Source organism: Ornithinimicrobium pekingense DSM 21552, from assembly GCF_000421185.1.
Classification (GTDB): domain Bacteria; phylum Actinomycetota; class Actinomycetes; order Actinomycetales; family Dermatophilaceae; genus Ornithinicoccus; species Ornithinicoccus pekingensis.
Window position 1 is genome coordinate 155,972 of sequence record NZ_ATWJ01000008.1, and the last position, 12,005, is coordinate 167,976.

At 77.5% G+C, this 12,005-nt stretch carries 9 protein-coding genes; 1 reads left to right on the forward strand and 8 read right to left on the reverse strand.

The window, feature by feature from the left end; translation table 11 throughout:
• Positions 1-34 precede the first annotated feature (34 nt).
• The 8 genes from K330_RS22495 to K330_RS23605 form a co-directional block, all read right to left on the reverse strand.
• A complete protein-coding gene (locus K330_RS22495; RefSeq protein WP_156875708.1) occupies positions 35-2,317 on the reverse strand; it encodes a glycosyltransferase in 2,283 nt (760 codons plus the stop codon).
• Positions 2,314-3,273 (reverse strand): WcbI family polysaccharide biosynthesis putative acetyltransferase, encoded by a 960-nt coding sequence (locus K330_RS0106190; protein WP_029202382.1) that lies wholly within the window; start codon positions 3,271-3,273, stop codon positions 2,314-2,316. The genes K330_RS22495 and K330_RS0106190 overlap by 4 nt, the downstream gene beginning before the upstream one ends.
• Entirely contained in the window at positions 3,270-4,391 is a 1,122-nt protein-coding gene (locus tag K330_RS19535; RefSeq protein ID WP_051145493.1) for a glycosyltransferase, read from the reverse strand. The genes K330_RS0106190 and K330_RS19535 overlap by 4 nt, the downstream gene beginning before the upstream one ends.
• Positions 4,388-6,352, reverse strand: a complete 1,965-nt coding sequence (locus K330_RS24185; protein ID WP_229665727.1) for a galactosyltransferase-related protein — start codon at positions 6,350-6,352, stop codon at positions 4,388-4,390. Before K330_RS24185 ends, K330_RS19535 begins: the two co-directional genes overlap by 4 nt.
• Positions 6,349-7,602: a glycosyltransferase gene (locus tag K330_RS19545; protein ID WP_202804505.1), complete on the reverse strand. Its 1,254-nt coding sequence runs from the start codon at positions 7,600-7,602 to the stop codon at positions 6,349-6,351. Before K330_RS19545 ends, K330_RS24185 begins: the two co-directional genes overlap by 4 nt.
• 97 nt (positions 7,603-7,699) lie before the next feature.
• Positions 7,700-8,803: a DUF3253 domain-containing protein gene (locus K330_RS24190; RefSeq protein WP_156875709.1), complete on the reverse strand. Its 1,104-nt coding sequence runs from the start codon at positions 8,801-8,803 to the stop codon at positions 7,700-7,702.
• On the reverse strand, positions 8,800-10,074 hold the full coding sequence (locus tag K330_RS19555; protein ID WP_169448507.1) for a PIG-L family deacetylase: 1,275 nt from the start codon (positions 10,072-10,074) through the stop codon (positions 8,800-8,802). The genes K330_RS24190 and K330_RS19555 overlap by 4 nt, the downstream gene beginning before the upstream one ends.
• Positions 10,071-11,105: a hypothetical protein gene (locus tag K330_RS23605; protein ID WP_051145495.1), complete on the reverse strand. Its 1,035-nt coding sequence runs from the start codon at positions 11,103-11,105 to the stop codon at positions 10,071-10,073. The genes K330_RS19555 and K330_RS23605 overlap by 4 nt, the downstream gene beginning before the upstream one ends.
• 164 nt (positions 11,106-11,269) lie before the next feature.
• Between K330_RS23605 and K330_RS0106230 the strand changes: the two genes are divergently transcribed.
• The gene (locus K330_RS0106230) at positions 11,270-11,896 is read left to right on the forward strand and encodes a superoxide dismutase (protein WP_022920977.1); all 627 of its coding nucleotides are present in this window, start codon (positions 11,270-11,272) and stop codon (positions 11,894-11,896) included.
• Positions 11,897-12,005 lie beyond the last annotated feature (109 nt).

The window sequence follows — 12,005 nt, forward strand, 5'->3', positions numbered from 1 at the left end:
CCAGTGTGCAGGTCGGACGCCCCGGTCGCGAGCGTCACGGGTGGCCCTGTCGCCACCGCTCGACGACGACGTCCACCGGGACCGGCTCGACGCACGCCTGCGGCAGCCAGCCGGGGACCGGCAGATGCCCGGCGAGGCGGGCGGTCGCGGCCGTCCGGGTCAGCGTGACCCGGACCCCGCTGCCGGCCTCGTCGACGAGGTCACCTGTCACGTCGGCGTCGGACAGGTCGGACGGCCAGGGCTGCCAGGGAAGCCGGAGCACGGCGACCGGCCGGTCGACCTCGACGAGCGCCCGGGCCCGACGGCGCACCCGGGCCGCCGGGAGGCCGGCGTGCAGCCGTCCCGAGCCGGCCACCTCCGCGCCGAGCTCCTCCAGCGACGCGGCGGGCATCCAGATGCCGACGTCACCCTGCCGCAGCAGCGACTCGGTCACCACCACCAGCTGCCCCGCCGACCAGCCGTCGGGGTGCAGCACCACGACCACGTCCGGCTGGTCGTGGACCCACCCCCGCCCCCGCACGAGCGGGTGCGGCAGCCGTGGGGCCAGCCGGGCCGTCTCGGCGTTCTTGACCCGGGCCAGCTCGGCCGACGCCTCCTGCCGGCCACCCAGGTCGGCACCGTCGTGCCAGGCGACCGCGGCCGGCAGGTGCCGCAGGCGCGCTCCCGCCAGCCAGGCCCGCCAGGCGAGGTCCCAGTCCTCCCCGCCGTATCCGACCAGCTCCTCGTCGAAGCCGCCCACGGCCTCCCACAGCGGACGGCCGACCCCCATCACGGCGGAGATCACGAAGCGGAAGGAGGTGTCGTCGGCCGCCTCGAGGTCCTGCGTCGCGGCATACCCCTGCGTGAGCCACCCGGGCTCGGGCAGCGGCTCGGCCGGGGGCCAGGGCACGGCGCCCTCCCGCCCGGCACCGCGCAGCAGACCCCGCAGGTCGGCGTGCCGGCGCCGCCCGACCGCGAGGACCGTGCCGCCCAGGCAGGCCTGCTGCAGCGTCGCGAGGTAGTCGTCGTCGGGGACGGTGTCGCCGTCGAGGAAGGCGAGGACCCGGCCCCGGGCGGCCCGGGCGCCCAGGTTGCGGGCGGCGCCGGCCCGGAAGCCGCGGTCCTCCTGGCGCACCACCCGCACGGGCACCTGCCCGGCGGACCCCGTCTCCGGCGGGCGGGGCGAGCCGTCGTCGGCGACGACCACCTCCAGCCCGCCCGCGACCCCGGCCTGGGCGGCGACGCGGCGCAGCAGCAGGTCGAGCAGCTCCTGGTTGCGGTAGTAGGGCACCACCACGGACACGGCCGGCCCGTGCGCGACCTCGGCCAGGCGGGCCCCGGCCCCGGCGGCGTCCGGCCCGAGGCGCACCTGCGGCCCGAGCCAGGTGCCGGACGGGTCCTGCAGGGCCGAGACGAGAGCCTCGGCCAGGCCGTCGGGGAGCACCAGCGTGACCGCGTCCGGCATCCGGGCGGCCAGCTCCTCGGTGTAGCGCGAGCGCAGCACCACCGGGCGCCGCCCCGCGGCGAGCCACGTGGAGATCGAGCCGGAGGCCGACAGGTGGCGGTGGGCCGCCACCGGGACGGTGGCCGCGGCGAGGGCGGCCGGCAGGTCGTCGTCGTCGACCCACCCGCTGGTGGACCACCGGACCCCGGCCGCCCTGGCCCGGTCGGCGAGCCGGGCGGGAAGGTCCTCGTGCCCGTCGGACGCGCGGCCGAGGTTGCGCACCTCCACGGCCCGGCCCTCCAGGCGCGGGTCGCGGGCCGCGCGCGCCGCGGCGTCGACGACCTCCTCCAGCCCCTTGCCCGGGTAGACGTAGCCGAGCGTGACGACGCTGGCGGGCGCACGGTCCTGGACGTGCGGGCGGGGCTCGGCCGCGGCCGAGCGCTGCACCGGCAGGGGTATGACGTGCACGCGGGCCAGGACGGCGTCGGCCGCCTCGGGCCGCTCGTGCCGGAGCGCCGCCGCGAGCAGCAGCCGCTCGTGCTCGCTGGCCACGACGACGTCGTCGGAGTGCGCGGCGAGGGTGGCGTAGAGACGCGTGCGGGCGGCCCGCCAGCGGCCGTCCGAGGCCTGCGGCAGGTCGTGGAGCACCACCGTGACCCGGGCTGCCGGGCCGGTGACCCGGTGCCACACCTCGACCGCGGTCACGGGGTCGGCGGCCAGGACCCGGTCGGTGGCCTGGACGACCACGGTGCGTGCGGCCAGGGCGTCGCCGCCCAGGTCGTCCAGGCGACCTGGGCGCAGCAGGTCGGCCCCGCCCAGGTGCGGGTGCACGAGCAGGCCGTGCCGGACCACGCCGTGGGCCTCCGGTCCCGGCACGACGTGCAGCAGGGTCACGGGGTCCATCCCAGGCCGCGCAGGACCTGCGCCTTCTTGGCCACGCCGACCTCGACCACACGGGGGTGGGTGGCGTAGAACTCCTGGTGGGCGGCCCCGACCTCCTCGTCGGTCAGCTCGCGCCCGTCGACGACCCACCCCGGGCGCGGGTCACCACCCAGGCCCAGCGCCTCGAGCACCGACCCCCGCAGCGGCGAGCGCACCGACCCCAGCAGCACGCGGCCGGGGTCGTGCACGGCCGTGCCCGGGCCGACCGCCTCGTCCAGCACGCGCTGGGCCAGGGCCAGAAGGACCGGGTTGCCCGGGTGGTCGACCGTCCACCCGCCCCGGGATCCGGCCTCCAGGACGACGTCGCTGACGACCAGCGAGCGCTGCTCCTGCTCGCGCCGGCGCAGCTCTGCCAGGGACGCCCGGGCGGCGTCCCGGACCGCGGCCGCGGGGGCCTCCTCCGGCCCGCTCCAGCCCGCGGCCCGGCCGAGCCTGCGCACGTCGTGGTAGGGCACGACCGGCGGGTCCGCCACGCCTGGGTCGTCGTGCCGCACGAGCACCTGCTCGGGGTAGAGGACGGTGGAGAAGTAGTTGGGCACCCGCACCAGGCGTGCCTGCGGCCGCATCCCGGCCGCGACCTGGGCGGTGCCGACGGGCAGCCCGCGGTAGTCGTCGCGCACGGCCTGGACGACGAGCACGTCGACCCACCGCAGCACCCGCTCGAGGTGGGGGACGTCGTCGGCGGTCAGCTCGTGCGCCGGCGGCATCCGGACGCTGTCCACCGCCCCGGCCGTGCCGACGGCCACGCGCAGCGCCTCGGCCTGGCAGTTGCCGTGGACCGCCAGGCGGAGGCGGTCACCTCCCGGGAGGTCCTCGAGCCCGTAGAACGCGCCGTAGTGCCGACGCCGCCCCTCCGCCGCGTCGGCTCCCGGCTCGGCGTGCGGGTGGGTGTGCGGGTGCCCGCTCATGCGACCCGTCCGTCCCGGCCGGCGTCCACGCGCTCGCCGGCGACGACGGCGGCATACACCTCGGCGTGGGTGGCCGCGACGGAGTCGCGCTCCCGCTCGCGCTCGGACCGTCCGACGTGCGGTGCCGGGGTTGCGGCCCCCTCGGCGAGCAGCTCGACGAGGCGGTCGGCACGGGCCGGCCGGTCCGGCGGGCCCCAGGTCAGCACGCCGCCCTGCTCGGTCAGGTGGCCCACGTCGGGGGCGAGCACCCACGTGCCGAGGTCGCGGCAGGCCTCGACCCAGCCGGAGTGGGTCCCCCAGGCGTAGGGCAGGACCGAGACGTCGAGGGCGGCGAGGTAGGCCCACAGCGCGTCGTCGTCGAGGCGGGGGGCGACCACGACGTCCACACCCGGGCGGGGCTCGACCCGCAGCCGGTGCACGAGGTCGGCGAGCGCCGGGTCGTGGCGCGACGCGAAGGGCTCGAGCACCTCGGGGTGACCGCGCACCTCCAGGCGCACACCACCCGGGACGGCGGTCGCGGCCTCAGCCACGGCGTCGAGCAGGGCGGGCAGGACCCGCATCGGCGCGAGATTGGGCCTCAGGCTCTTCAGGTGCAGCCCGACCCGCAACGGGCCGTCCCGCTCGCGACGCGGCCGGCCGACAAGGTCCGGCGGCACCACGTGCGGGTGCGGCACGACGAGCGGACGACGCCCGTAGGTGCGCTCCACCTCGGCGGCGGCGCCCTGGGTGAGGGTGAGCAGCCCGTCGCAGCGCCGGACCAGCAGCGAGAGGTGCTCGCGCTGGCGGGTCTGGTCGAAAAGGTGCGGGTTGACCAGGTCGTGGACGGTGTGGACCAGCGGCAGCCCGAACTCCCCCAGGGCGTCCAGCCAGGCCTCGAGCTCGGCGGTCGTGCGCCCCTCCATCCCGAAGTGCGCGTGCACGACGTCCTGGTCCGTGGCGTGCGCCCGGACCCAGCCCGGTTCGAGGGCCGGGTGCGGCCACCACTGCCCCGGCGGCGCCCCCGGCACCGGCGGGTCGGGCAGGTGCACCACCCGGGCCGGCCCGTGCACGGGAAGCAGGCTGGCGACGTAGGCGTGCGAGGCGGGGATCATCCGCACCCTCACCGGCCCGGTCGTCATGACAGCACCCTCCACCGGCCCGACGGGTCCGGAGCCGCCAGACCCCGCTCCCGGAAGGCGGTGAGCCAGCCCTCCATCGGCCACCAGCCCCACCGGTCGGCGAACACCCCGGCGTTGCGCACGACCGCCTCCAGGTGGCCGACCGGCGGCATCGAGCTCTCGTGGTGCTGGTGGTATGCCGTGGCGCCGCCGACCCAGGTCAGGCTCCCGCCCCGCGACCCGACCACCTGGGCGAAGTCGGTGTCCTCGCCCCCGTAGCCGACGTAGTCCTCGCAGAACCCGCCGGCGGCCTCGAAGTCGTCGGTGGACAGCGCGAAGCTGAGCGACCAGAACTGGCGCAGGTCCGGCTCCTCCATCCGTCGGCCGTCGGGCAGGAAGACCCGGTCCGGCCGGTGCCGGCCCACCTGCGCCAGGCGCGCGAGGTCGGCGGGGCCGGCCCAGCTCTCCTTCCCCTCGGGCAGGGGCGGGAGGTAGGCGACGTCACCGCACAGCACGGCGGGGTGCCCGGCCGACCGGGTCTGCGGCGAGGCCAGCTCGCGGGCGTAGGACGCCACGGTGCCGGGCCCGGGGATGCAGTCGACGTCGAGGAAGACGAGCTGGCGTGCCCCCTGCTCCCGCGCCGTCGCGGCGGCGAGGTTGCGGGCCCGGGCGAGGGGCAGGCCGAGGGGGTCCGCCGGCAGGTCGACCACGACCAGCCGGGTCGCGGGCTCCTGCCCGTGGCCCGCGGCCGCCCAGGCCTGCTCGGCGACGGCGCGCACCTGCGGGTCGTCCATGGCGACGACGACGTGGAGGTCGGGCTGCTGCTCGCCGACGGCCAGACCGGCGACCTGCCCGCGCAGGTGGTCGTGCCGTCCGTGCGCCAGGGTGAGGACGGCCAGGGGCGCCTCCTCCTCGTCGGCGCCGGGCGTGGCGTCCGGGCCGGGCGCAGGGCAGAGACGGTCGGCCAGGTCGTCGAGGAGGGCCGCGGCGCGCGCGGCCCCGTCACCGCCCCAGGCCGACCAGCCCTGCCCGCCGAGCTCCAGCGCGCGTCCGAGCAGCCCGGGCCAGAGCTCGGCCGCAGGCCAGCCGGTGGCGGTGGCGGCCAGGGACAGCCGCTCCAGCGCGCGGACCGTGGCCTCCTGCTCCTGGTGCGGCCGCGGCTGACCGAGCACCACCGCCGGACGACGGGTCAGCGCGACGTCGGCGACGGCGTTCTGCCCCGCGTGGCAGACGACGACGTCAGCCTCCGCCAGCTCGGCGAGCAGGTCCGGGCTGGCCGGTGCTCCCCCGCCGCGGACGGTCCACCGCCATCCGGGCGTCGCCGCCTGCGCCTCGCGGACGGCACCGGGGTCGAGGTCCGCTCCGCCACGGCCCCACAGGAGGAGCACCCGGCGTCCGGAGCCCCTGTCGTCGACGTCACCCTGGTCGAGGTGCGGCGCCCGGTCCGGCGCCGGTGACCCCACCGGCAGCGCGCTGATGCCGCCGACCTCCCAGACCTTCTCGCGCCACTCCTGCGGCCAGCCGGCGTCCGGGTGCGCGCCGGGGGGCCACGGCGCCAGCAGCGCCTCGGCGAGGTCGTAGGCGGTGCGGTGAGGGCGGTCCAGCCGGTCGCCCGGCATCGCCGCGACCACCACGGGCACCCCGCACAGCCGCGCCACGAGGCAGACCTCGACCGACACGTCGACGACCAGGAGCGCGGGGCGGGTCCGGGCGAGCCAGTCGACCAGCTGCCGGTGGCGGGCGAGCAGGCCCGGGTGGTGCCGCGGCACCCAGTGCAGGGTCCCGTGGGCCGTCGTGTCGGCCGCACCCGGGTCGGTCACGCCGGGGTCGTCGTCGCGCTCCAGCCGCACCCAGTCCCCGGGCCAGGCCTCGGGCACGGGCCCCGACCCCAGTCCCGTGACGTGGTGGCGCAGCTCGCGCGCCACGGCCAGGCCGCGACGTCGGTGTCCCTCGCCCTGGTGGTGGAGGTAGTAGCCGATCACGGGGTGCCCGTCCCCAGGTCCACGGCCGGGGCGGCGGCGCGGCCGTGGGCGCGGGCCGGGCTCGCGGCCGGCGTGCCGGGACGGGCCGGCCCGACGGGCCGTCGCAGGCTCGAGAGCGGGTCGGGCCGCGCAGCGCCCGGAGCAGGGAGGGGCGCGAGGGAGCTCGACCGCTCGGGGACGATCGAGCCGTAGACCGCCAGGTAGCCGTCGACCATCCGGTCCATGGAGTGCTCGCTCTCGGCCACGGCACGGCAGGCGGCGCGCGAGAGCCCGAGCACCTCCGGCAGGGCGGCCGCGCCCCGCGCGACGACCTCGTCCTCGCCGCCCTCGGGGCTGACCAGCCGACCCACCTCCGGCCCCACGACCTCGGGCAGCCCGCCGCGGCGCAGGCCGAGCACCGGTGTGCCGCAGGCGAGCGCCTCCGCGGCGACCAGCCCGAAGGGTTCGTCCCAGGCCGGGGTGACCAGCGCCGCCGAGGCGGCACCGACCAGCGCCGCCAGCGCGGTGTCCGACAGGTGGCCGGCGTAGGTGACGGCGTCGTCGTCGCACAGGGGCCACAGGACGCTGCGGGCGTAGTCCTCGTCGGCGACGGGCCCGGCCAGCACGAGCGGCAGCCCGGCCTCGCGGGCGATCCGCACCGCCACGTGGGGCGCCTTCTCGGGCACGATCCGGCCCGACCAGACGAGCGGGCCGCCACCGTCACCGGCGCGCCATACCTCGGTGTCGACCCCGTTGCGCACGACCTGGGCCCGGACCACGTGCTCCCACGCCCGGGCGGTGTGCGCGCTCACGGCCGTGGCGTGCAGCGACGGGGCACGGTCACCGGCCAGGGCGATGCGGATCGCCGACTCCAGCCAGGGCGTGGGCGGGGTGTGCAGGCTCAGCAGGGTGGGCACGGGCAGCGTCGGCGCCATGGCGGTCGGCAGGTGGTGCAGCGCGTGGGTGTGGACGAGGTCGATGTCGTCCCGCCGCGCCAGCTGCAGCATGAGGGACAGGTAGGCGTGGTGGCGACGCAGCCATCCCTCGTCCGGCATGGAGACGTCCGCGCGCGCCGCGTCGGACAGCGGCAGCTCGTCGGGCCAGAGGTGCTCCACGCCGGGGATGCGGTCGCTGCCGCGCGCGGCGAACACGCTGACCCGGTGTCCCCGCTCGGCCAGCCCACGGGTCAGGTGCCAGCTGACCGACTCCAGCCCACCGGCGAACGGCTGCCGCACCGGGTGGCGGGTGTGCGCCACGATCACGACGTGCACTGCTGACCTCCGTCTCCGCGCGAGCCCCATGTCCAGCCCCTGCGCGGGCGGGGGCCCTGTCCCTCGGATGCTAGGGCGCTGCGCGCCGCAGCGCTCGTCAGAGGCGCCCCGCGGCGGTGGACGGCGCGGGATCCGTGGCCCGGTCCGGGACCGTGACGGCGCCGGGCGCCCCGACCAGCCGCACCCGGACCGGACCGGGGGTGGTGCGCCCGTCCACCACCACGCCGCGCCGGGTGACCGCCACCAGCCCCTCGTCGGCCAGCATGCACGCGACGGCGCGGGCGACCGGGGTCAGCGCCCGCCGTCGTGCGGGGTCGACCGCGGCGGCGGCCTCCGAGGGGCACAGCGTCCTGCCGGGTCCCCGCTCGTGGGCGATCCGCAGCAGGTGCCCGCGCAGCAGGCGCTCGAGGGTGTCGGGGTCGCCCCAGGTCTCCATGGCGTCGTCCAGCGCGCGCAGGAACCGGGCGAACCCACCCCGCGCCCGGCCCTCCCGGCGCGACGAGGTGACCACCCGGGTCCGGTCGGTGCTCGCCCAGGGCACCCCCAGGACGACCCGCACCCGGTGCACGAGCTCGGCGTCCTCGCTGCGGTCGAGCGCTGCGAAGCCGCCGGCCTCGTCGTAGGCGGAGAGCCGGACCCCCAGGTTGGCGGCGTGGACCGCGGTGTGCCCCTCGGCGAGGTGGTGCTGCAGGTGCCAGAGCCGGTCCGCGGCGGGGTGGGAACGGTCCTCCGCCGGCACCACCGTGCCCAGCACGAGGTCCAGCCCGTGGGCCGCGAGCTCGTGCTGCACCGACAGCCAGTCGGCCGGCACCCGGGAGTCGGCGTCCGTGCTGGCCAGCCACAGGCCCGCCGCGTCGACGGGGGCACCGTCCCCGTGGTGCTGCGCCCACGCCTCCCGGGCCGCCGCCACCCCCTCGGCACGCGCCTCGCCGAGGCTCCCTGCCTCGCTCTCCACGAGGCACCACCGCAGCCGCCCGTCCTGGGTGGCTACGGCGACCTCCGCGGCCCGCTCACCCGTCCGGTCCCCGCACCGGTGCAGCACGACGGCGACCACCACCGGCAGCGCCGGCGACGCCTCCCGCACGGCGGTTGCGAGGGCCCGGAGGGCGCCCCCGATCTCGTCCTCCTCGTCGCGGGCAGGCACGACCACGAGGGTCCCGCGCAGCGGCGGCCGCTGCACGGCCTCGTCCCGGGGCCTCACCGGGACCACACCGTCAGCACGACGTCGTCCTCGACCAGGCAGCTGCGCCGGGGCAGCCCGAGCTCCTCCTCGAGCAGGGCGTGCACGTCGTCGCCCCGCAGCGGCCAGCCGACGATCTCGTGCCGCCAGTGGCAGGCGAGCACCGTCGCGCGCGACCTGCCCTCGAGGGTCCCTCGCACCCTGCGGGCCAGGGTGCGCAGGCGGTTAGGGGAGAGGAAGTAGCCGACCTCGGAGACGACGACCAGCTCGACGTCCTCGGGCACGACGTGCCACTCCTCGGGCAGCCGCGCCCGGGTCAGCTCGACCTGGCCGCGCCCGCCGCCCCCCGGGCCGCGACCAGGGACACCGGCCGCCTCCCGCGCCCGGCGCAGGGCCTCGGCGGCCTCGTCGACGGCGACGAGGCGGTCGCAGCGCGCCGCCAGGTCCGCGGCCAGCGCCCCCACCGAGCACCCGACCTCGAGGGCGACCCCATACCTCTCGTGCGGCAGGGCCGCGAGCGTCAGGGCACGCTTGCGGCGCTCGTACCACGCGCCGCGCACGTCCCAGGGGTCCGCGTCGTCCCGGTGCAGCCCGTCGAACGGGCTCTCCTCACCGGGCGCGACCTCCACGACGACCTCGTGGGGGCCGCGGAAGTGGGCCAGGACGTCCTGCGGCAGCAGCACCTCGTCCCCGGGTTGGTCGGACAGCGGCTCCACCTGGGAGACGTGCCCGGCCAGCGCCCTCGCCTTGCGGGCCCGGGCGGCCCCGGAGAGGGGTATGCGGTGCACGCGCTCCTCGGGCAGCGGCTCGCCGGGGCGCCACGGCCACCACCAGACGGGGTACTGCAGGAGCCGGGCGTCGGTGCGCCAGGCCGCCGAGGCCGCCGCCCGGGCGGCCTCCTCGTGGTCCGGATGGCCGTCGTGCCGGTAGGTGGACAGCAGCGCGGTGCGGGTGCCGTCCGGCCCGACGAGCCGCACCAGCGAGGCCACGAGCCGGGCCCGCACCTCGGGTTCCGCCAGCCCCCCGTCGGGCAGGCCCAGCAGGTGCAGCAGGGCGTGCGGCGCGAGGAGCCGGACCGCGTCGTCCACCTCGGCGCGGCGCCGGGCCGCCAGCTGCTCGGGGGTGTGGGTGGGCGAGCGGGGGTGGGAGGCCTCGCCGTCGGTGGCCACCACCACGTCGACGGTGACGTCGGGGCCGAGGTCGGCGAGCAGGCCACCGACCCCGAGCGTCTCGTCGTCGGGGTGGGCCGCCACGACCACGACGTGAAGAACGCCGTCCAGGGGCGCGCTCACCACGGTGTCGCCATCCCGCCGGCCACCGCAGCACCCACGACGGCGGCGTCCCGCACGCCGCGGTGCTGGCGCAGGTAGACCTGGAGGTCGGCGACGCGGGCGGCGTGGCCCTCCTCGGTGACGAGCGGTCCGGGGCCCAGGCCGTGGGCGACCGCCGACAGCACCGCCTCGCAGGCGTCGTGCACCACGTGCCGGACCCGTACGGCGCGGGGCCAGGCGTCCGGGCCCGCGGCACGGCCGGCGTCGACGGCCCGGGCCGCCTCCGTGAGCACCGCGGCGGCCGCGACGAGGCGGGCGTCGACCTCCCCGAGCAGCGCCTGGCCGACCTGGTCCGGCTCCCGCTCGCGTGCCGACCGCCGCAGCCGTCGCGCCAGGCCGACGGCGCCGCCGAGCCACACGGCGGCGACGCCCATGCCGCCCCAGGCGAAGCCGGGACGGGACAGGTACCACCCGGACGGGCCCACGGGCACGGCCGGCACGTCGGCGAACCGCAGACCCGTGGAGCGCACCGTGCTCAGCCCGCGGGGGACCCACTCCCCGGGCAGCTCGGTGACGCCCGGGTGCCGCAGGTCGACCGCCACCAGGGCGCGCTCGTCGTCGGACACCCAGGCGGTGACCAGGGCCCGGTCGAGCTCGCCGGCCAGGGAGCACCACGGCTTCGTGCCGGTGAGCCGCCCGTCGGCCAGCCCCAGCCGGGTCCCGGGCCCCTCGGCCGCGAAGACGCCCCACGTCCCCTCGTGCGCCGGCACGGGATGACCGGCGGCCCGCGCCTGGGCCAGCACCGCTCCGGCGTCGAGGTGCGGCTCCAGGGCCCGGGCGACGGTCAGGTCGGCCGCACCCATCTCGGCGAGCGCACGCCACAGCTCGTCGGTGCGTCCCTCCCCCGGCAGCGGCAGCGCGGACATCGCCCGCCCGGCCAGGCCCAGGGCGCGGGTGGCGTCCCCCGCGGCGTCGGCCGCGTCCGCGAGCAGCCCGGTCAGGGACACGGGCAGCGGGACCTCGCCCGGCGCCCACGGGTCGACCCCGATCACTCCTCGCCGTCCCGGTCCCGCGCGCGCACGTCGCTCAGGCTAGAGGGCGCCCCTGACCTGCGCGACCGCAGCGGAGAGGCCCCCGGGCCGCCGGGCGAGGCCATACACCCGCGTCTATAGTGCAAGGAGCCCGCAATCCGCCACATCATGAGGAGAGAATTGCAGTGAGCACCTACACCCTTCCGGACCTGTCCTACGACTACGGCGCCCTCGAGCCGCACATCAGCGGCCAGATCATGGAGCTGCACCACAGCAAGCACCACAAGGCCTACGTCGACGGCGCCAACCAGGCCCTGGAGAAGCTGGCCGCCGCGCGCCAGTCCGGCGACTTCGCCACCGTGCCGATGCTCGAGAAGAACCTCGCCTTCAACCTGGGCGGGCACACCAACCACTCGGTCTTCTGGCAGAACATGTCGCCGGAGGGCGGCGGGCGCCCCGACGGTGAGGTCGCCGCCATGATCGACGAGCACTTCGGCTCCTTCGACGGCTTCAAGGGCCAGTTCGAGGCGGCCGGCACCACCATCCAGGGCTCCGGCTGGGCCGTGCTGTCCTGGGACTCCATCGCCCAGCAGCCGCTGGTCTTCCAGCTGTGGGACCAGCAGGGCAACGTGCCGATCGGCCAGACCCCGCTGCTGATGCTCGACATGTGGGAGCACGCCTTCTACCTGCAGTACAAGAACGTCAAGGCCGACTACGTCAGCGCCTGGTGGAACGTCGTCAACTGGGCCGACGTCAGCCGGCGCCTGGAGACCGCGCGATCGGCCACCAACGGGCTCATCGTCGCCTCCTGACCGGGCACGCACCGTGACGCGAGGGGCGTCGGACCTGCGGGTCCGGCGCCCCTCGACCGTCCGCCGGATCCCCCCTCGGGCCGACGGGGGTCCGAACGTCTAAACTCGG

Coding starts and splice junctions, on each gene's coding strand:
- K330_RS19535 (WP_051145493.1), bottom strand. CDS start 4,391: ATGACGACCGGGCCGGTGAGGGTGCGGATGATCCCCGCCTCGCACGCC.
- K330_RS0106190 (WP_029202382.1), bottom strand. CDS start 3,273: ATGAGCGGGCACCCGCACACCCACCCGCACGCCGAGCCGGGAGCCGAC.